Origin of the sequence: Pseudomonas sp. S07E 245, from assembly GCF_019599025.1 — a bacterium.
GTDB classification, from domain to species: domain Bacteria; phylum Pseudomonadota; class Gammaproteobacteria; order Pseudomonadales; family Pseudomonadaceae; genus Aquipseudomonas; species Aquipseudomonas shirazensis.
In genome coordinates this window covers 4,130,200-4,152,999 of the sequence record NZ_CP080625.1, presented here as the reverse complement: position 1 = coordinate 4,152,999, position 22,800 = coordinate 4,130,200, and the positions used below count along the sequence as shown (strand labels likewise).

The window sequence follows — 22,800 nt, the reverse complement described above, 5'->3', positions numbered from 1 at the left end:
TGGGCGCGACCACCCCGTGGCTTCAATACGGCGGGCTGGTGACTACAGCGCTGACCCATGTTTCGCTTGAAAACAGTCGGTTTGCCAGTGGGTTAGCGGTTCAGCACCCTTTACGTGCTATCGGCTGAAGACAGGAAATCTTTCATTTTTGGCTGTTGGGTAATGCAGTTTTTTCAGCCGATTCATGTGTGAAGCTGGCATGACCAGTGCTTGTAATCGGCAGCACCTTATAGCAGTCAAAACAATGGCTCTTTTTTTATTTTTTGATTGTTTGCAAAGCTTGTTCCAAATCATCTGCAGGGGTGTCTTTCCCTGTTACCCGTCAGGCTCCAAGGCTTCGTGATTCGGGGGCTAAGCGCTTTTTGAGAGGGGGACTTGAAGCAGCTGACGGGCGGTGAAAATATCAATGTGACATTACCCGCGTGATTGTTTAGGATGACGCAGTTTCGGTCAATACTTTGGCATATGCTTAATAGCTAAAAGTAATAGACATATATTTGACGTCAAAAAGTTATATTCATAGTTACTCAGCATTAGCAGCAATTTTCGTCTGCTAGGCATGAAGCCAACAGAATGGCTAGATCCGGAGAGTCCAATGAGCAGTGTTGTTGCCATCGTCAAAAGCATTGTTGGCCAGGTCATCGCGGTATCCCCAGAGGGCTTTCGTCGCGTTCTGATTGAAGGCGACCGTCTGATGGCGGGCGAGCAAGTCCTGACCGGCCCAGGTGGCGCGGTAACTCTGGAGCTGGCCGATGGCCGCATGCTCGACCTGGGCCGCGACTCGCAATGGAGTGCGGACACTCCGGACAGCAGTGCCGATCTGAGTCAGGCCACCGCACAGGCAGCGCCCTCGGTCGAAGAACTGCAGCAAGCCATCGCCGCTGGCGCCGACCCGACCACCGAGCTTGAAGCAACGGCGGCGGGCCCGACTGCGGCCGGTAATGGCGGCGCGGCTGGCGGCGGTCACTCCTTTGTGATGCTTGAGGAGACTGCAGGCGCGGTCGACCCGACTATTGGTTTCCCGACTGGCCCGATCGGCTTCCAGACGCTTGCCGCCGACCTGGAGCCAGGCGCTGTCGATACCAATGTCAACGATGGCACCACGACTGATCCTGCCGTAACTCCGCCGGTGACCACGCCGGTTACCACCGGGGTGACACTGACGGCTACGCCTTCGATCACCGAGGCGGGTGGCGTCATCGTTTACACCGCGACCGTTGGCCAACCGCCGCTGACCGACCTGACCGTTACTCTCTCCAATGGCCAGGTCATCATCATCGGTGCAGGCCAGACCACCGGCTCTGTCAATGTCCCGATCGCGCCTAACGATACCCCTTACATCGACGGCAGCGAGATTTCCGTCACCATCACCGGCACCACTGGTGGTGGTTTGGTCGTTGTGCCGAACCCAACCCCGGCGGTCACCCAGATCGTCGACACCATTGACACCACAACGGTATCGGTGACCGCCCAGCCTGCGAAGGAAGGCGACCCTAACCTCACCTTCAACTTCCAGTTGAGCAACCCGCCCCAGGCCAGTAGCCCGACCACCTTGACCGTGAATGTGGGCGGTACCAACTACACCGTTACCGTTGATGCCAGCGGTAAAGGCACGCTGGTGATCCCGAATACCAACGGCAGCGATGTCTACATCGATCCGTCTTCGGTCACCGCAACTGTGACCGGCGTAAATGGTGGCAACTTCGAGGCCGTCGACCTGGCGGGCGCGACCACCACTGTCACTGTCGAAGACACTATCGACACCACGACTGTTGCCGTGACCGCGGTGCCAGCAAAGGAAGGCGATACCAACCTCACCTTCAATTTCCAGCTGAGCAACCCGCCGCAAGCCGGCAGCACCACGACTCTGACCGTTAACGTTGGTGGCACTAACTACACCGTTGATATCGATGCTTCGGGTAAAGGCACCTTGCTGGTGCCGAACTCCAACGTTGAAGACGTTTACAAAGACGGCAGCGAAGTCACTGCAACCGTCACTGCTGTGAACGGCGGCAACTTCGAAGCCGTCGACCTGACTGGCGCGACCACCACTGTTGCTGTCCAGGACACCATCGACACCACCACGGTGGCTGTTACTGCCGAGCCAGCTAAGGAGGGTGATGCCAACCTCACCTTCAACTTCCAGCTGAGCAATCCGCCTCAGGTCGGCAGCAGCACCACACTGACCGTGAACGTCGGTGGCACTAACTACACCGTCAGCATTGGCGCCGATGGCAAGGGCACCCTTCAGGTGCCGAACACCAATGTTGAAGACGTTTACAAAGACGGCAGCGAAGTCACTGCAACTGTCACTGCGGTCAATGGCGGTAACTTTGAAGCCGTTGATCTGACTGGCGCGACCACCACGGTTGCTGTCCAGGACACGATCGACACCACGACCGTGGCTGTTACTGCCGAGCCAGCGAAGGAGGGTGACGCGAATCTCACCTTCAACTTCCAGCTGAGCAACCCGCCTCAGGCCGGCAGCAGCACCACACTGACCGTGAACGTCGGTGGCACCAATTACACCGTTGATATCGATGCTTCGGGTAAAGGCACCTTGCTGGTGCCAAACACCAACGTTGAAGACGTTTACAAAGACGGCAGCGAAGTCACTGCAACCGTCACTGCTGTGAACGGCGGCAACTTCGAAGCCGTCGACCTGACTGGCGCGACCACCACGGTTGCTGTCCAGGACACGATCGACACCACGACCGTGGCTGTTACTGCCGAGCCAGCAAAGGAGGGTGACGCGAATCTCACCTTCAACTTCCAGCTGAGCAACCCGCCTCAGGCCGGCAGCAGCACCACACTGACCGTGAACGTCGGTGGCACTAACTACACCGTCAGCATTGGTGCCGATGGCAAGGGCACCCTTCAGGTGCCGAACTCCAACGTTGAAGACGTTTACAAAGACGGCAGCGAAGTCACTGCAACCGTCACTGCTGTGAACGGTGGCAACTTCGAAGCAGTCGATCTGACTGGCGCGACCACCACGGTTGCTGTCCAGGACACCATCGACACCACGACGGTGGCTGTTACTGCCGAGCCAGCTAAGGAGGGTGATGCCAACCTCACCTTCAACTTCCAGCTGAGCAATCCGCCGCAAGCGGGCAGTGCCACTAGCCTGACCGTTAACGTTGGTGGCACGATCTACACCGTTAATGTAGACGCATCCGGCAAGGGCACCTTGCTGGTGCCCAACACCAACGCCGCCGACGCATACATCGACCCTAGCCAAGTGACCGCGACCGTCACTGAAGTGAGGGGCGGTAATTTTGAGGCCGTTGACCTCTCCGGAGCTACGGCTACAGTAACTGTCGAAGACATTATCCAAACCACCACTGTTGTAGTCTCGGCTGAGCCAGCGAAAGAAGGTGATGCGAATCTCACCTTCAACTTCCAGCTGAGCAATCCACCTCAAGCCGGCAGCCCCACCACGATCACCGTTAACGTCGGTGGCACCAATTACACCGTCGATATCGATGCGTCTGGTAAAGGTACCTTGCTGGTACCAAATACCAACGGCGCTGACGTCTACATTGATCCAAGTAAAGTCACCGCAACTGTCACCGAGGTGAACGGCGGTAACTTCGTGGCTGTAGACCTGGCTGGCGCAACCACCACGGTCACTGTCGAAGACACCATCGACACTACGACCGTTGCTGTAACAGCTGTGCCGGCGAAGGAAGGTGACGCCAACCTGACGTTCAACTTCCAGCTGAGCAATCCGCCTCAAGCCGGCAGCACCACCACCCTGACCGTGAACGTCGGTGGCACCAATTACACCGTTGATATCGACGCTTCGGGCAAAGGCACCTTACTGGTGCCAAACACCAACGGCGCTGATGTCTACATTGACCCAAGCAAAGTCACTGCGACCGTCACAGAAGTGAACGGCGGTAACTTCGAGGCAGTTGACCTGAGTGGTGCAACCACCACCGTCACCGTCGAAGACACCATCGACACCACCACTGTTGCTGTAACAGCTGTACCGGCGAAGGAAGGTGATGCCAACCTGACGTTCAACTTCCAGCTGAGCAACCCGCCTCAGGCTGGCAGCAGCACCACCCTGACCGTTAATGTCGGTGGCACCAATTACACCGTTGATATCGACGCTTCGGGTAAAGGCACCTTGCTGGTGCCTAACACCAACGGCGCAGACGTTTACATCGATCCAAGCCAGGTCACTGCAACCGTTACTGAAGTGAACGGCGGCAACTACGAGGCTGTTGACCTGAGTGGTGCAACCACCACCGTCACCGTCGAAGATACTATCGACACCACGACTGTTGCCGTGACCGCGGTGCCAGCTAAAGAAGGTGATGCAAACCTCACCTTCAACTTCCAGCTCAGCAATCCGCCGCAGGCAGGCAGCACCACGACTCTGACTGTAAATGTCGGTGGCACTAACTACACCGTCAACGTTGGCGCCGATGGCAAGGGCACCTTGTCGGTCCCGAATACCAACGTTGAAGACGTGTACAAAGACGGTAGCGAAGTCACCGCGACTGTCACTGCGGTCAATGGCGGCAATTTCGAAGCCGTCGATCTGACTGGCGCGACCACTACCGTTGCTGTCGAAGACACCATCGACACCACGACTGTGGCCGTCACTGCTGAAGCAGCGAAAGAAGGTGACGCAAACCTCACCTTCAACTTCCAGTTGAGCAACCCGCCGCAGGCTGGCAGCACCACGACTCTGACTGTAAATGTCGGTGGCACTAACTACACCGTCAACGTTGGCGCCGATGGCAAGGGCACCCTCGAGGTCCCTAACACCAACATCGAAGACGTCTACAAAGACGGCAGTGAAGTCACTGCAACCGTGACCGCAGTCAATGGCGGTAACTTCGAAGCCGTCGACCTGACTGGCGCGACTACTACCGTTGCCGTCGAAGACACCATCGACACCACGACTGTGGCCGTCACTGCTGAAACTGCGAAGGAGGGTGATGCAAACCTCACCTTCAACTTCCAGTTGAGCAACCCGCCGCAGGCTGGCAGCACCACGACTCTGACTGTAAATGTCGGTGGCACTGATTACACGGTAACTGTTGGCGCCGATGGCAAGGGCACTCTCCAGGTCCCTAACACCAACATCGAAGACGTCTACAAAGACGGCAGCGAAGTCACCGCGACTGTCACTGCGGTCAATGGCGGCAATTTCGAAGCCGTCGATCTGACTGGCGCGACCACCACTGTCGCTGTCGAAGACACCATCGACACCACGACTGTGGCCGTCACTACTGAAGCTGCGAAAGAAGGTGATGCGAACCTCACCTTCAACTTCCAGTTGAGCAACCCGCCGCAGGCTGGCAGCACCACGACTCTGACTGTAAATGTCGGTGGCACTGATTACACGGTAACTGTTGGCGCTGATGGCAAGGGCACCTTGTCGGTCCCGAACACCAACGTTGAAGATGTCTACAAAGACGGTAGCGAAGTCACCGCGACCGTCACTGCGGTCAATGGTGGCAATTTCGAAGCCGTCGATCTGACCGGCGCGACCACCACTGTCGCTGTCGAAGACACCATCGACACCACGACTGTGGCCGTCACTGCTGAAGCTGCGAAAGAAGGGGATACCAACCTCACCTTCAACTTCCAGCTGAGTAACCCGCCGCAGGCGGGTGCCACTGCTACCTTGACCGTTAACGTCGGTGGCACTGATTACACCGTCACTGTGGGCGCCGATGGCAAGGGCACCTTGTCGGTCCCGAACACCAACGTTGAAGATGTCTACAAAGACGGCAGCGAAGTCACTGCGACCGTCACTGCGGTCAATGGCGGTAACTTCGAAGCCGTCGATCTGACTGGCGCGACTACTACCGTTGCCGTCGAAGACACCATCGATACTACGACCGTGGCTGTTACTGCCGAAGCTGCGAAAGAAGGTGATGCGAACCTCACCTTCAACTTCCAGCTGAGCAACCCGCCGCAGGCTGGCAGCACCACGACTCTGACTGTAAATGTCGGTGGCACTGATTACACGGTAACTGTTGGCGCCGATGGCAAGGGCACGCTCCAGGTACCTAACACCAATATCGAAGACGTCTACAAAGACGGTAGCGAAGTCACTGCGACCGTCACTGCCGTCAATGGCGGCAATTTCGAAGCCGTCGATCTGACTGGCGCGACTACCACCGTTGCTGTCGAAGACACCATCGACACCACCACTGTGGCTGTTACTGCCGAAGCAGCGAAGGAGGGTGATGCGAACCTCACCTTCAACTTCCAGCTCAGCAATCCGCCGCAGGCTGGCAGCACCACGACTCTGACTGTAAATGTCGGTGGTACTGATTACACGGTAACTGTTGGCGCCGATGGCAAGGGCACCTTGTCGGTCCCGAATACCAACGTTGAAGACGTCTACAAAGATGGCAGCGAAGTCACCGCGACTGTCACCGCGGTTAACGGTGGTAACTTCGAAGCGGTCGATCTGACTGGCGCGACCACCACCGTTGCTGTCGAAGACACCATCGACACCACCACCGTGGCCGTCACTGCTGAAGCAGCGAAGGAGGGTGATGCCAACCTCACCTTTAACTTCCAGCTCAGCAACCCGCCGCAGGCGGGTACCACTGCTACCTTGACCGTTAACGTCGGTGGCACTGATTACACCGTCACTGTGGGCGCCGATGGCAAGGGCACTCTCCAGGTCCCGAACACCAACGTTGAAGACGTCTACAAAGACGGTAGCGAAGTCACTGCAACCGTGACCGCAGTCAATGGCGGTAACTTCGAAGCCGTCGACCTGACTGGCGCGACCACCACTGTTGCCGTCGAAGACACCATCGACACCACGGCTGTGGCCGTCACTGCTGAAGCTGCGAAAGAAGGGGATGCCAACCTCACCTTCAACTTCCAGCTCAGCAATCCGCCGCAGGCGGGTACCACTGCTACCTTGACCGTTAACGTTGGTGGTACTGATTACACCGTCACTGTTGGCGCCGATGGCAAGGGCACTCTCCAGGTCCCGAATACTAACGTTGAAGACGTCTACAAAGACGGTAGCGAAGTCACCGCGACTGTCACTGCGGTCAATGGTGGTAATTTCGAAGCTGTGGATCTGACCGGCGCGACCACCACTGTTGCCGTCGAAGACACCATCGATACCACGACTGTGGCCGTCACTGCTGAAGCTGCGAAGGAGGGTGATGCGAACCTGACCTTCAACTTCCAGCTGAGCAATCCGCCGCAAGCCGGTAGCACCACGACTCTGACCGTTAACGTCGGTGGCACAAACTACACCGTTGATATCGATGCATCCGGCAAGGGTACTCTGCTGGTTCCGAATACTAACGTTGAAGACGTCTACAAAGATGGCAGCGAAGTCACTGCGACCGTCACTGCGGTCAATGGCGGTAATTTCGAAGCCGTCGATCTGACTGGCGCGACTACCACCGTTGCCGTCGAAGACACCATCGATACCACGACCGTGGCCGTCACTGCTGAAGCTGCGAAAGAAGGTGATGCGAACCTCACCTTCAACTTCCAGCTGAGCAACCCGCCTCAGGTTGGCAGCACGACCACCCTGACCGTCAATGTCGGTGGCACAAACTACACCGTTGATATCGATGCTTCCGGCAAAGGTACTCTGCTGGTTCCGAACACCAACGTTGAAGACGTCTACAAAGATGGCAGCGAAGTGACTGCCACCGTCACGGGCGTCACCGGCGGCAACTTCGAAGCCGTCGATCTGACTGGCGCGACCACTACCGTTGCCGTCGAAGACACCATCGATACCACGACCGTGGCCGTCACTGCGGAAGCTGCGAAAGAAGGCGACGCGAACCTCACCTTCAACTTCCAGCTGAGCAATCCGCCGCAGGCGGGTACCACTGCTACCTTGACCGTCAACGTCGGTGGCACTGATTACACGGTAACTGTTGGCGCTGATGGCAAGGGCACCTTGTCGGTCCCGAACACCAACATCGAAGACGTCTACAAAGACGGCAGTGAAGTCACTGCGACCGTGACCGCGGTCAATGGTGGCAATTTCGAAGCCGTCGATCTGACCGGCGCGACCACCACTGTCGCTGTCGAAGACACCATCGACACCACGACCGTGGCCGTCACTGCTGAAGCTGCGAAGGAGGGTGATGCGAACCTCACCTTCAACTTCCAGCTGAGCAATCCGCCGCAGGCGGGTACCACTGCTACCTTGACCGTCAACGTCGGTGGTACTGATTACACCGTCACAGTTGGCGCTGATGGCAAGGGCACCTTGTCGGTCCCGAATACCAACGTTGAAGACGTGTACAAAGACGGTAGCGAAGTCACCGCGACTGTCACTGCGGTCAATGGCGGCAATTTCGAAGCCGTCGATCTGACTGGCGCGACCACCACTGTCGCTGTCGAAGACACCATCGACACCACGACTGTGGCCGTCACTGCTGAAGCTGCGAAAGAAGGTGACGCGAACCTCACCTTCAACTTCCAGCTGAGTAACCCGCCGCAGGCTGGCACCACTGCTACCTTGACCGTTAACGTCGGTGGCGCTGATTACACCGTCACAGTTGGCGCTGATGGCAAGGGCACGCTCCAGGTACCTAACACCAATATCGAAGACGTCTACAAAGACGGCAGCGAAGTCACTGCGACCGTCACTGCGGTCAATGGCGGTAACTTCGAAGCTGTGGATCTGACCGGCGCGACCACCACTGTTGCCGTCGAAGACACCATCGATACCACGACTGTGGCCGTCACTGCTGAAGCTGCGAAGGAGGGTGATGCGAACCTGACCTTCAACTTCCAGCTGAGCAACCCGCCGCAGGCAGGCAGCACCACGACTCTGACTGTAAATGTTGGTGGCACTGATTACACCGTCACAGTTGGCGCTGATGGCAAGGGCACGCTCCAGGTACCTAACACCAACATCGAAGACGTCTACAAAGACGGCAGCGAAGTCACTGCAACCGTGACCGCAGTCAATGGCGGTAATTTCGAAGCTGTGGATCTGACTGGCGCGACTACCACTGTCGCTGTCGAAGACACCATCGATACCACGACTGTGGCCGTTACTGCCGAAGCTGCGAAGGAAGGTGATGCAAACCTCACCTTCAACTTCCAGTTGAGCAATCCGCCGCAGGCGGGTACCACTGCTACCTTGACCGTTAACGTCGGTGGCACTGATTACACCGTCACTGTTGGCGCTGATGGCAAGGGCACCTTGTCGGTTCCGAATACCAACGTTGAAGACGTCTACAAAGACGGTAGCGAAGTCACCGCGACTGTAACCGCGGTCAACGGCGGTAACTTCGAAGCCGTCGATCTGACTGGCGCGACCACTACTGTCGCTGTCGAAGACACCATCGACACCACCACCGTGGCTGTGACTGCCGAAGCAGCGAAGGAGGGTGATGCCAACCTCACCTTCAACTTCCAACTGAGCAATCCGCCGCAGGCGGGTACCACCGCTACCTTGACCGTTAACGTCGGTGGCACTGATTACACGGTAACTGTTGGCGCCGATGGCAAGGGCACTCTCCAGGTCCCGAACACCAACGTTGAAGACGTCTACAAAGACGGCAGTGAAGTCACTGCGACCGTCACTGCGGTCAATGGTGGCAACTTCGAAGCCGTCGATCTGACTGGCGCGACCACCACTGTTGCCGTCGAAGACACCATCGATACCACGACTGTGGCCGTCACTGCTGAAGCTGCGAAGGAGGGTGATGCGAACCTGACCTTCAACTTCCAGCTGAGCAACCCACCGCAGGCGGGTACCACCGCTACCTTGACCGTCAACGTCGGTGGTACTGATTACACCGTCACTGTGGGCGCCGATGGCAAGGGCACTCTCCAGGTCCCGAACACCAACGTTGAAGACGTCTACAAAGACGGCAGCGAAGTCACTGCAACCGTAACCGCAGTCAATGGCGGTAACTTCGAAGCTGTGGATCTGACCGGCGCGACCACTACTGTCGCTGTCGAAGACACCATCGACACCACGACCGTGGCCGTCACTGCTGAAGCAGCGAAGGAGGGTGATGCCAACCTCACCTTCAACTTCCAGTTGAGCAACCCGCCGCAGGCAGGCAGCACCACGACTCTGACTGTAAATGTCGGTGGTACTGATTACACGGTAACTGTTGGCGCTGATGGCAAGGGCACCCTCGAGGTCCCTAACACCAACATCGAAGACGTCTACAAAGACGGCAGCGAAGTCACTGCAACCGTGACCGCAGTCAATGGCGGTAACTTCGAAGCTGTGGATCTGACCGGCGCGACCACTACTGTCGCTGTCGAAGACACCATCGACACCACCACTGTGGCTGTGACTGCCGAGCCTGCGAAGGAAGGTGATGCCAACCTCACCTTCAACTTCCAGCTGAGCAACCCGCCGCAGGCAGGCAGCACCACGACTCTGACTGTAAATGTCGGTGGCACTAACTACACCGTCAACGTTGGCGCTGATGGCAAGGGCACTCTCCAGGTCCCGAACACCAACGTTGAAGACGTCTACAAGGACGGCAGTGAAGTCACCGCGACTGTCACTGCGGTCAATGGTGGTAATTTCGAAGCGGTCGATCTGACCGGCGCGACCACCACTGTCGCTGTCGAAGACACCATCGACACCACCACCGTGGCCGTCACTGCCGATGCCGCGAAGGAGGGTGATGCGAACCTCACCTTCAACTTCCAGCTGAGCAATCCGCCGCAAGCCGGCAGCACCACGACTCTGACCGTTAACGTCGGTGGCACAAACTACACCGTTGATATCGATGCATCCGGCAAGGGTACTCTGCTGGTTCCGAATGCTAACGTTGAAGACGTCTACAAAGATGGCAGCGAAGTGACTGCCACCGTCACGGGCGTCACCGGCGGCAACTTCGAAGCCGTCGATCTGACTGGCGCGACCACCACTGTTGCCGTCGAAGACACCATCGACACCACGACTGTGGCCGTCACTGCTGAAGCTGCGAAAGAAGGTGATGCGAACCTCACCTTCAACTTCCAGCTGAGCAACCCGCCACAGGCGGGTACCACTGCTACCTTGACCGTTAACGTCGGTGGCACTGATTACACCGTCACTGTGGGCGCCGATGGCAAGGGCACTCTCCAGGTCCCGAACACCAACGTTGAAGACGTCTACAAAGACGGTAGCGAAGTCACTGCAACCGTGACCGCAGTCAATGGCGGTAACTTCGAAGCCGTCGATCTGACCGGCGCGACCACCACTGTTGCCGTCGAAGACACCATCGATACCACGACTGTGGCCGTCACTGCTGAAGCTGCGAAAGAAGGTGATGCGAACCTCACCTTCAACTTCCAGTTGAGCAACCCGCCGCAGGCTGGCAGCACCACGACTCTGACTGTAAATGTCGGTGGCACTAACTACACCGTCAACGTTGGCGCCGATGGCAAGGGCACCCTCCAGGTCCCTAACACCAACATCGAAGACGTCTACAAAGACGGTAGCGAAGTCACCGCGACTGTAACCGCGGTCAACGGCGGTAACTTCGAAGCCGTCGATCTGACCGGCGCGACCACCACTGTTGCCGTCGAAGACACCATCGATACCACGACTGTGGCCGTCACTGCTGAAGCTGCGAAGGAGGGGGATGCGAACCTGACCTTCAACTTCCAGCTGAGCAACCCGCCGCAGGCAGGCAGCACCACGACTCTGACTGTAAATGTCGGTGGCACTAACTACACCGTCAACGTTGGCGCTGATGGCAAGGGCACTCTCCAGGTCCCGAACACCAACGTTGAAGACGTCTACAAAGACGGCAGCGAAGTCACTGCAACCGTGACCGCAGTCAATGGCGGCAACTTCGAAGCCATCGATCTGACCGGCGCGACCACCACTGTTGCCGTCGAAGACACCATCGATACCACGACTGTGACAGTCACCGGCGTACCGGCGAAAGAAGGCGATGCCAACGTCACCTTCAACTTCGAGCTGAGTAACAAGCCTCAGGCTGGCAGCGATCCGGTCGTCCTGAACGTGCGCATCGGCAGCACCGACTACACCGTCAACATCGACGCTGACGGCAAGGGTTCGATCCAGGTTCCTAACCCGAACGGCGAAGACGTCTACAAAGACGCTAGCGAACTGGTTGCAACTGTCACCGGCGGCACTGGCGGTAACTTTGAGAAGATCGCAACCGGCGGTACTGGCGCTGCGGTGATCTCGGATACCGAAACTCCAGTGACTGTTGCAGTGAGCGGCGTGCCTGCGAAAGAAGGCGACGCTAACGTCACCTTCAACTTCGAACTGAGCAACAAGCCTCAGGCCGGCAGCGATCCAGTCGTCCTGAACGTGCGCATCGGCAGCACCGACTACACCGTCAACATCGACAGCAACGGCAAGGGCTCCATCCAGGTCCCGAACCCGAACGGCGAGGACGTGTACAAGGACGCGAGCCAACTGGTCGCCACCGTCACCGGCGGCACCGGCGGTAACTTCGAGAAGATCGCCACTGGCGCGACCGGCACAGCGCAAATCGCTGACACCGAGACCCCTGTCACCGTCAAGGTCACCGGCGTTCCGGCCACCGAGGCTGATGCCAAGGTCACCTTCAACTTCGAGCTGAGCGACAAGCCTCAGGCTGGCAGCGATCCGGTCGTCCTGAACGTACGCATCGGCAGCACCGACTACACCGTCAACATCGATAGCAACGGCAAAGGCTCGATCCAGGTCCCGAACCCGAACAGCGAAGACGTGTACAAGGACGCCAGCCAACTGGTCGCCACTGTCACTGGCGGCACCGGCGGCAATTTCGAGAAGATTGCCACTGGCGCGACAGGCACAGCCCAAATCGCTGACACCGAGACCCCAGTCACCGTTAAGGTCACTGGCGTTCCGGCAACCGAAGCTGATGCCAAGGTCACCTTCAACTTCGAGCTGAGCGACAAGCCTCAGGCCGGCAGCGATCCAGTTGTTCTGAACGTGCGCATCGGCAGCACCGACTACACCGTCAACATCGACAGCAACGGCAAGGGCTCCATCCAAGTCCCGAACCCGAACAGCGAAGACGTGTACAAGGACGCCAGCCAACTGGTCGCCACCGTCACCGGCGGCACTGGCGGCAACTTCGAGAAGATCGCCACTGGCGCGACCGGCACAGCGCAAATCGCTGACACCGAGACCCCTGTCACCGTCAAGGTCACCGGCGTTCCGGCCACCGAAGCTGATGCCAAGGTCACCTTCAACTTCGAGCTGAGCGACAAGCCTCAGGTTGGCAGCGATCCCGTCGTACTGAACGTACGTATCGGCAGCACCGACTACACCGTCAACATCGACAGCAACGGCAAGGGCTCCATCCAAGTCCCGAACCCGAACAGCGAAGACGTGTACAAGGACGCCAGCCAACTGGTCGCCACCGTCACCGGCGGCACTGGCGGCAACTTCGAGAAGATCGCCACTGGCGCGACCGGCACAGCGCAAATCGCTGACACCGAGACCCCAGTCACCGTCAAGGTCACCGGCGTTCCGGCAACCGAAGCTGATGCCAAGGTCACCTTCAACTTCGAGCTGAGCGACAAGCCTCAGGCCGGCAGCGCGCCAGTCGTACTGAACGTGCGCATCGGCAGCAGCGACTACACCGTTAACATCGACAGCAACGGCAAGGGCTCCATCCAGGTCCCGAACCCGAACAGCGAAGACGTGTACAAAGACGCTAGCGAGTTGGTCGCCACCGTCACCGGCGGCACCGGCGGTAACTTCGAGAAGATCGAATCCGGCGCGACTGGCACAGCACAAATTGCTGACACCGAAACCCCTGTCAGCGTAATCATCACGCCGCAAGCTGCGACTGAAGCTGACTCCGACGTCATCTTCAACTTCCAGATGAGCAAGCCGCCGCAGGCTGGCAGCGACCCAGTGGTACTGGTCGTCAAAGTCGGCGCCAGCAACTACAACGTCTCGATCAACAGCCAAGGCCAAGGCACGCTGAGCGTACCTAATCCGAACACCGAAGACGTCTTCAAGGACGCCAGCAAGCTGGTTGCGACCGTGGTCAGCGGCACCGGTGGCAACTACGAGAAGATCGAAACCGGCGCAACCGCGATTGCCGATATCGCCGACACCATCGATACCGTCTACGCCAAGATCAGCATGGTCGGTACCGGTTCGGTCAACGAAGGCGGCAACCTGACCTACAAGGTCGAGCTGGTCGACAAGTCGGGCAACTCGATCAGTGTGCCAACCGGCAAGTCGGTTTCGGTCAACCTGGAATGGTCCGGCAATGCTGATGCCAGCGACATTGAAGGTACGCTGCCAACCAGCGTGACCATCAATGGCGGCAAGAGCAGCGTCGAGTTCAACGTCAAGACCTTCGACGACACCAAGATCGAAAGCAGCGAGACGCTGACCGCCACCATCAAGCAGGTCAACGACACCAATCAGGTGTTCGAGAACCTCGCGGTGGGCAGCCAGAACGTCGCCACTGGCACCATCATCGACAACGACAAAGGCCCGGTCATCACCGCGCCTGGCAGCGCTTCGATCATCGAGAGCGGCACCGGAGGTGGCGCTGATGTGGTCCTGGTCCTCGACCGCTCGGGCAGTATGGGGCCGAAGGGCAACGGCGACGGCGGCAGCGACCCGGATGGTAGCGGGCCGTATACCTCGCGCCTGCAGATGCTCAAGGAAGCGGTCAAGAACCTGTTCGACTCCGGCACTGTGCATTCGGTGTTTATCGTGTCGTTCGGCTCCAGTGCCACCTTCCACAGTTCCGGTAAAGACGGCGGCTGGTTCACCAATCTGGATGACGCCTACGCGGCCATCGACGCCCTCAAGGCCGGCACCCAGACCTACTACAACACAGCGCTGAACACGGTTATCAATAACTACACAGCGCCGCCGCCGGGCGGCAACAAGCTGGTCAACATCTTCATGTCCGACGGCGCGCCTACCAGCGGCCAGGGCGCCAATGAAAACAACTGGATCAACTTCCTTGACCAGAAAGGCTTCAATGACTCCTTCGCTGTGGGCTTCGGCGGGCTGAGCAATACCGACAAGAACTACCTCGAGCCGATCGGCTGGAAGCCAGGTGAAACCGCCGGTTCCATCACTCAAGGTGTGAATGACAACCACGTACTGGTCGTCGATACCTCGCTCAGCGCCCTGACTCAGGCGCTGGTGGGTAGCGTTGGCGGCAGCGCGGTTTCCGGCAACGTCACCGACAACGCCACCAGCGGTACCGCTGGCTGGGCCAGCAACGGCTGGAAGCTGACGTCGGTTGAGTACAACGGCGTTACTTACTCGTTCACCAGTGCCACCGACTCCAAGACCCTCGACCTGGGCAATGTCGGCAAGGTAGTGATCAAGTCCGATGGCAGTTACACCTTCTCGGGCAAGGACAACTTCGACACGGCCGATTCGCTGTCGGCAGTGGTCAAGTTCACGGTCAAGGATGCTGCTGGCAACACCGCGTCCTCGTCGCTGACCCTGACTGTCAACGACCGCAGCGACCCAATCGCTGGCAACGACGACGTGACCGCCACACTGACCTCGAAAACGGTCATGGGCGCGCCAACCGACGTTACCTTGGCCAGCTTCACAAGCGGCGAGAAGAGCCAGTGGCGGTTCGAGAACGCAGTCGATCGCGACACGCCTAACCCGGCAGCCGATACCGGCCGCTGGCAGGTGAGCTCGGTGGTCGGCACCACGGCGGATGCCAGTGTCAGCAGCGGCAGCAATCCGACCCTCGTGCTGACGGATCGCAACGGTAATAGCAACGGCGATGCCTCGATCCTGACCCCGCTGTACAAAGCAGTGGGCGGCGAGACGATGTCGTTCAAGGCGGTAGCTTCGCTGTCGACAGTGAATTACTGGCTTTCGACCGAGAAAGACACCGCGAGCTGGACGCTTCTCAAGAGCACTGACGGTGTCAACTGGACCGTTGCGGGTGGCGGTTCGATCGCCAACGGCAGCTCCACCATCACCACCGATGCGCTGGAAGCGAACGCCCAGTACCGCGTGCAACTGAGCGTGCATGACGACACCAGCAGCTTCTACACGGGTAATGCCTCGGTCAGCTTCGACGACTTCAAAGTCACCGTACCTGGCGCACCCGTGGTCGAGTGGACTGCCACCCCTGTCACTGGCACTGTGGCTGGCAACGACTCGTGGGGCACTGACGGCGAAGTCTCGACCCTGGCAATCAAGGTCAACGGCGCCTGGGTCGATGTCCCGACAGGCGGCACCACCGTCAACGGTCAGTACGGCAGCCTGGTGATCGCCAAGGACGGCTCGTACACCTACACCCCGACTGCGAGCAAAGACGGCGTCGGCCACATGGATCAGTTCGATTACAAGCTGACCCAGCCGGACGGCGATACCGACACCGCGCACCTGTACGTGACCATTCAAGGTACCGGCCCAGGCGCAGCTGGCCTGGCGGCACCGGCGTGGACCAGCGGCAACGACACGCTGCTGGGCGGCGACGGTAACGACAACATCTTCGGCGGTGCCGGCAACGACACGCTGATCGGCGGCAAGGGCAACGATATCCTCACCGGCGGCAGCGGTGCCGACCTGTTCGTCTGGAAAGCGGGTCACACCGGCAACGATGTGATCACCGACTTCAAGGCGTCCGAAGGCGACCGCATCGACCTCAGCGAACTGCTCCAGGGCGAGAAGGGCAGCACCATCGACAACTATCTGAAGATGACCACCGTGCAAGGTGACACCGTTCTGCAGATCAGCAGCGATGGCAAGCTCAACGTTCAAGATGGCACCAATCACGTCGATACCACTATCACCGTGCAGGGCGTCAACTGGTCGAACAGCTCCATCAACTCGCTGATCAGCGGTGCCGATCCGCTGATCAAGGTCGACAACCACAACGGCTGATGTTCACCCGCCAGCAGCAGGCAACTGCAGCTGGCGTTGCACTGATTCGATTCCGGCCTCGTCGCAGCTTGCCTGCAACGAGGCCGGAGTCGTGTTGGGCTACCTCAAGCGTTATCCTGCCCCTATCGCAACCAGAAGGATTCACCGTGACAACGGATCACAGCCTGTATTACGTGCAGCGCGACGCCGATGGGCGCCTGTCGCGGGTCGACGCCAAGGCTTTTGAAGGCCATACCGAAACCCTGCCGGGTGACCACGTCGAGGTCCTGCATTGGCTGGCCGACGATGTTGTCGGCAACAGCCTCAACCAGCTCAAACAGAGCGATCTGGACATGATCCGGGTGCTCGAGGACTTGATCGAAGTGCTGACCAACAAAGGCGTGCTGAGCATTACCGACCTGCCGGCCGGCGCTCAGGCCAAGCTGCTCAGCCGCTCCAGCGCACGGCGTGCATTGGGTGGATTGAGTAACCTGATCGAAGAAGAGCCTGAAGGTGGTTTGATCTGAGCAGCCGTTCATATGTATATGCACTAACGGTATTTAAAATAATGTTCTTATGACTTTATAGTCACTCCACTGCGTACCTGCCGACCAATCGGCGCGCCGCACGATGTGAATCCACACGGGAGTCCCCCGTGCGTTTCTGATCGTTGCGCGCCTTTTGCATCGCGCACTATGTGGGAGTGACACATGCCAGCCGTCTCCAGCGCCTTGTCGAGCAACGACAGCGCACCCTCGCAACCCTTCGAGGTTCGTCCATTTGCCGGCGCAGTCGGTGCCGAAGTCATCGGCCTGAACCTGGCTCAGCCGGTCAACAGCGAAGACTTCCAGCGTATCCATCGCGCTCACCTCGACCATCACGTGCTGGTTTTCCGTGACCAGCGCATCGTTCCCGAACAACAGATTGCGTTCAGCCGACGCTTCGGCGAGCTGCAGATCCATGTGCTCAAACAGTTCCTGCTGCCGGGTCATCCAGAGATACTGATCGTTTCCAACATTGTCGAAAACGGCCAGAACGTTGGCTTGGGCGATGCGGGTAAATTCTGGCACTCCGATCTTTCCTATAAAGAGCTGCCCAGCCTCGGTTCGATGCTGCACGCCCAGGAGTTGCCCAGCGAAGGCGGCGATACCCTGTTCGCTGATATGCACAAAGCCTGGGACGCCGTGCCCGATGCCCTGCGCAAGGTCATCTCCGGCCGTGATGCCGCGCATTCGTATACAGCGCGGTATGCCGAGACCAAGTTTGAAGGCAACTGGCGCCCGACCCTTACTGCCGAGCAGCTCGCGCAGGTTCAGGAGGTGATCCACCCGGTTGTACGCACCCATCCGGAAAACCACCGCAAGGCGCTGTTCGTCAGCGAAGGCTTCACCACCCGCATCGTTGGCCTGCCGGCAGACGAGAGCCGTGATGTGCTGCAGCAGCTGTACGCCCTGAGTGTTCTTGAACAGAACATCTACCGCCATCAGTGGCAGCCGCATGATCTGGTGTTCTGGGACAACCGCTCGCTGATCCATCTGGCCGCCGGCTGCCCAGCACACCTGCGGCGCAAACTTTTCCGCACCACCATCCAGGGCGATGCCCCGTTCTGACGACCGAGAGAACTCACCATGCGCAAATCCATCAGCCGCCTGGCGGCAAGCATCACCCTGGGCGCGACCCTGGCCGTTGGCACCCTGGCAGCGCCGGTCGCGGCACATGCCGAAGGCAAGATTCGCATCGCCGAGCAGTTCGGTATCGTCTATCTGCTGCTCAACGTAGTGCGTGACCAGCAACTGATCGAAAAGCACGGCAAGGAAGAAGGCCTCGACATCAAGGTCGACTGGGCACAGTTATCAGGGGGTGCGGCGATCAACGACGCATTGTTGTCCGGCTCGGTGGATATCGCCGGCGCCGGCGTCGGCCCACTGCTGACCGTCTGGGATCGGACCAAAGGCCGGCAGAACGTCAAGGCTGTGGCCTCGCTGGGCAACTTCCCGTACTACCTGGTCAGCAGCAACCCGAATGTGAAAACCATTGCCGACCTGTCCGAGAAAGACCGCATCGCGGTACCTGCCGTGGGCGTCTCGGTGCAGTCGCGTTTCCTCCAGTACGCCGCCGCCAAGCAGTGGGGTGACAAGGAATACAACCGCCTCGACAAATACACCCTCGCGGTACCCCATCCCGATGCCACCGCAGCACTGCTGGCCGGCGGCACGGAACTGAACGGGCATTTCTCCAACCCGCCGTTCCAGGACCAGGTGCTGGCCAACAAGAACGTGCACATTGTGCTCAACAGTTATGACTTGCTTGGGCCTAACTCGCCGACTCTGCTGTTCGCCACCGAAAAATTCCGCAACGACAACCCGAAAACCTACAAAGCCTTTGTCGCCGCACTGGCCGAAGCCGCCGAGTTTGCTCAGCACGACAAGGCCGCCGCAGCCGATACCTATATCCGCGTGACCAAGGCCAAGATCGACCGCGACGCGCTGATCCGGCTGATCGACAACCCGCAGTACGAATTCACCATCACGCCGAAAAACACCTATCCCTTGGCTGAATTCCTCTACCGGGTCGGCGCGATCAAGAACAAGCCCGCATCCTGGCAGGACTATTTCTTCGAGGACGCTCGTCCTCTGCAGGGGAGCTGATCGCCAATGACCGCCCAATTGCCAGGCCACGCGGCCAGCAAGCTGAGCCATGTCGCTACGCCGGCATTGCTGACTGTGAATAACGTGAGCCTTGAATACCGCACCGCGCAGCAGGTAGTGCGCGCCACCCACCAGGTCAGTTTCGAGGTCGACCAGGCGGATCGTTTCGTTCTGCTTGGGCCCTCCGGCTGCGGCAAGTCGACCTTGCTCAAGGCAGTTGCCGGCTTTATCGAACCCAGCGAAGGACAGATCCGTCTGCAGGGCGAAGTGGTGCGCGGACCAGGTGCTGATCGCATCGTGGTGTTTCAGGAGTTTGACCAACTGCCACCCTGGAAGACGGTGAAGCAGAACGTCATGTTCCCGCTGCTGGTATCCGGTCAGCTCAAACGCAACGAGGCCGAGCAGCGGGCTTTGCACTACCTGGACAAAGTTGGCCTGGCTGCGTTTGCCGATGCCTACCCGCACACACTCTCGGGAGGCATGAAAGCGCGGGTGGCGATTGCCCGTGCGCTGGCAACCCAGCCGAAGATTCTGTTGATGGACGAGCCGTTCGCTGCACTCGATGCCCTCACCCGACGCAAGATGCAGGAAGAGCTGCTGCTGTTGTGGGAGGAGGTGCGTTTCACCCTCTTGTTCGTCACCCATTCGATCGAAGAAGCACTGATTGTAGGCAACCGCATCCTGCTGTTGTCGCCGCATCCAGGGCGAGTTCGCGCTGAAGTACACAGCCATCAGTACGACCTGGGCAGCCTGGGCGCCAGCGACTTCCAGGCCAGTGCCAGGCGTATTCACCGGCTGCTGTTCGACGAGGCATCAGAGCCTGAACACAGCGCCGAGCTGGGCTTCAACGACATTCGCATCGCCTACTGAGGGGAGACAGGGCATGACCACGACACCTGTTCGCCAGGAATATGAAGTGCAGCTGGAGCCTTTGCTCAGTGTGCCGCTGCAAAGGCAGTTACCGTTAAGCCAACGCTTGTGGCAGCAAGGCTGGCTGCGCAAGACAGTGATTCTGCTGGTGCTGGCAGTCGCCTGGGAGCTGGCTGCCCGCTATACCGACAACGACCTGCTGCTGCCCAGCTTCCTGCACACGGCTGCGGCACTCTGGGATTCTCTGCTCAGCGGCGAACTGCCTGAAAAGGTCGGCGTCTCGTTGGTGGTACTGCTCAAGGGCTATCTGTTGGGCATCGTGCTGGCCTTCGGCCTGACCAGCCTCGCCGTATCGACCCAGTTTGGCCGCGACCTGCTCAGCAGCCTGACCTCGATGTTCAACCCGCTGCCGGCAATCGCTCTGCTGCCATTGGCCCTGCTGTGGTTCGGCCTGGGCGACAACAGCCTGATCTTCGTGCTGGTGCACTCGGTACTGTGGGCACTGGCACTCAACACCTACGCAGGCTTCATGGGGGTATCCGAAACCCTGCGCATGGCCGGGCGCAACTACGGCCTGCGCGGCCTGCGCCTGGTCGTACACATCCTCGTGCCCGCAGCGCTGCCGTCGATCCTGTCTGGCTTGAAGATTGGCTGGGCGTTCGCCTGGCGCACGCTGATCGCTGCCGAGCTGGTATTCGGCGCCAGCAGCGGCAAGGGCGGATTGGGTTGGTATATTTTCCAGAACCGCAACGAGCTGTACACCGACAAGGTGTTTGCCGGGCTGGCGGTGGTGATCTTGATCGGCTTGCTGGTCGAGGGGCTGGTGTTCAACACGCTGGAGCGCGTTACCGTGCGTCGCTGGGGGATGCAACGCTAAGGGCTGCGCCAGGCGCTGTGGCTCAGTCCTGATATTGAGCCGCAGCGCTGCTCAAGGTACGCCCGATTTCCTCACGCAGTGACTGCGGCAGCTCGACCACCAGGCTGTCGCCCTGACTCAGCAGCCACCAGCGCAGCGGCCAGCCGTCGCTGACCGTCGCGCGCAGGCGGTGGCCGTGTTCCAGCGCGGTCAACTGCATGTCCGGGGTCAACGGCGCGTCACGCAACTGCCGAGCGAGCAGATCGCTGATCCACGCCTGCAGCTCAATGCCATCACCCTGCACCGGCTGCAGCGCATCCCCGCGCAGGTACGCCTGCAAATCGAAATTGCCGCGCAGCTCGCTTACCGCTGCCGCTGACCAGTGCCAGCCAAACGGGATGCTCTTGTCATTGCGCTCAAGCGGGAAGATCAACGCAAGCTCGTTGAGATCGCGCTCGACCGTGCGCTTGCTGACGATAAAGCCGACGTCACGCAATCCCCAGACCAACTCGGCGCTGGTAATGCCGGGCGAGCGGCTAGGCAGCTGACGTAGCAGGGCCCATTGACGGCTGAGGGTGGCGCGAGTAGTGGCGAACGGCAAAGGTAAACGTCCTTGTCTAGGCTTGCCGCACCAGAATGGCGGCACAGGGCGCGCATGGCAATTAGCCACACCTCGCTCAGATCAATGAACCTGCATTTGGTTGCCTGGGTTCGGATCGTTCGCGACAGGTTTCGTCGTAGCATGCCGCAGAATCACGCCTCACCACGGCTGTGGTTGGGTTGTGAAGCGTTCAATGAGGATGAACATGTCTGCTGCCAGCAATATCCATTCGCTGCTCGCGCGTCTTTTACCGGCGCGGATAATCCCTGTGCCGATTCCTCCGCGCCAGCGTCAGCAGCTGTTCACCGGTGTCGGTCTACCCAGCTACTGCGGGCAGTTGGGCGAGCGCCCTGGTCTGGTCAATCGCCTGGATGAAGCCGTCGACCTGCAGGCGGTGTATGCCGACCTGCGCCGGCTCGCGCTGGCGGGCAACATCGCTGCACTGAACGACCTTGGCTGGATCTGGCTCAACGGCAAGTACTGGCTGGCAGATACGCTCCTGGCTGGGCATCTGCTGCGCATGGCCGCGCTGCAGGGCAATGCTGCCGCCTGGTTCAATCTTGGCCAGCAGCACTACTTCGGCAAAGGCGTGGCGGTGTGTTACGAGCAAGCCGCCGAATGCTATCGCCAGGCATTCGAGGGCGGCCTGCTGCACGCTGCCGCAGCGTTGGGCGACCTGTTCGAAGAGGAAGTCTGCGACGCTGAGCAGGAATGGATGGTTGACCCGGTCGAGGCGCTGCGCTGGTTCATGCGCGGGGCCAAACTGGGCGAGGCACGCTGTCGGTTTGAGGTCGGCCATCGTTTTCTGCATGGGTTGTATGTCGAGGCCGATATCAAGGCCGCACTGTACTGGCTGGAGCTGGCGGCAGCCGCCGGGGTGATGCAGGCAGCAGAAGAGCTGGCGGTGCATTTCAGCAGCCGCAACATGGCCCGCTACAAGGGTTGGCGTGATCAGGCGATCCAGATGGGCAGCAACCTGGCCTTGACCATGAAGCTTGAAGACCAGGTTCAGCGCTGAAGTGCATGAATAACCTTT

General features: G+C 59.3%; 8 protein-coding genes. 7 read left to right on the top strand and 1 reads right to left on the bottom strand.

Annotation, left to right across the window (positions count from 1 at the left end; translation table 11 throughout):
- The first annotated feature begins 595 nt into the window (after nucleotides 1-595).
- The 6 genes from K3F44_RS19090 to K3F44_RS19065 all read left to right on the top strand — a co-directional run bounded on the left by K3F44_RS19090 (nucleotide 596) and on the right by K3F44_RS19065 (nucleotide 21,184).
- Nucleotides 596-16,810, top strand: a complete 16,215-nt coding sequence (locus tag K3F44_RS19090) for a retention module-containing protein (protein ID WP_220632802.1) — start codon at nucleotides 596-598, stop codon at nucleotides 16,808-16,810.
- Between the two features lie 164 nt (nucleotides 16,811-16,974).
- Nucleotides 16,975-17,316, top strand: a complete 342-nt coding sequence (locus tag K3F44_RS19085; RefSeq protein ID WP_101323136.1) for a tryptophan synthase subunit beta — start codon at nucleotides 16,975-16,977, stop codon at nucleotides 17,314-17,316.
- 183 nt (nucleotides 17,317-17,499) lie between these two features.
- A complete protein-coding gene (locus tag K3F44_RS19080; protein ID WP_375140317.1) occupies nucleotides 17,500-18,399 on the top strand; it encodes a TauD/TfdA dioxygenase family protein in 900 nt (299 codons plus the stop codon).
- 18 nt (nucleotides 18,400-18,417) lie between these two features.
- Entirely contained in the window at nucleotides 18,418-19,437 is a 1,020-nt protein-coding gene (locus K3F44_RS19075) for an ABC transporter substrate-binding protein (RefSeq protein WP_101322657.1), read from the top strand.
- 6 nt (nucleotides 19,438-19,443) lie between these two features.
- Nucleotides 19,444-20,307 (top strand): ABC transporter ATP-binding protein, encoded by an 864-nt coding sequence (locus K3F44_RS19070; protein ID WP_220632801.1) that lies wholly within the window; start codon nucleotides 19,444-19,446, stop codon nucleotides 20,305-20,307.
- A gap of 13 nt (nucleotides 20,308-20,320) precedes the next feature.
- Nucleotides 20,321-21,184 carry an ABC transporter permease gene (locus K3F44_RS19065; RefSeq protein WP_220632800.1) on the top strand — a complete coding sequence of 288 codons (864 nt, stop codon included), beginning with the start codon at nucleotides 20,321-20,323 and terminating at the stop codon, nucleotides 21,182-21,184.
- Nucleotides 21,185-21,206: 22 nt separating this feature from the next.
- Here K3F44_RS19065 and K3F44_RS19060 read toward each other — a convergent pair whose 3' ends face one another.
- On the bottom strand, nucleotides 21,207-21,764 hold the full coding sequence (locus tag K3F44_RS19060) for a WYL domain-containing protein (protein WP_101322654.1): 558 nt from the start codon (nucleotides 21,762-21,764) through the stop codon (nucleotides 21,207-21,209).
- A gap of 205 nt (nucleotides 21,765-21,969) precedes the next feature.
- On the opposite strand from K3F44_RS19060, the gene K3F44_RS19055 reads away from it, so the two are divergent.
- Nucleotides 21,970-22,782 (top strand): tetratricopeptide repeat protein, encoded by an 813-nt coding sequence (locus tag K3F44_RS19055; RefSeq protein ID WP_220632799.1) that lies wholly within the window; start codon nucleotides 21,970-21,972, stop codon nucleotides 22,780-22,782.
- Nucleotides 22,783-22,800 lie beyond the last annotated feature (18 nt).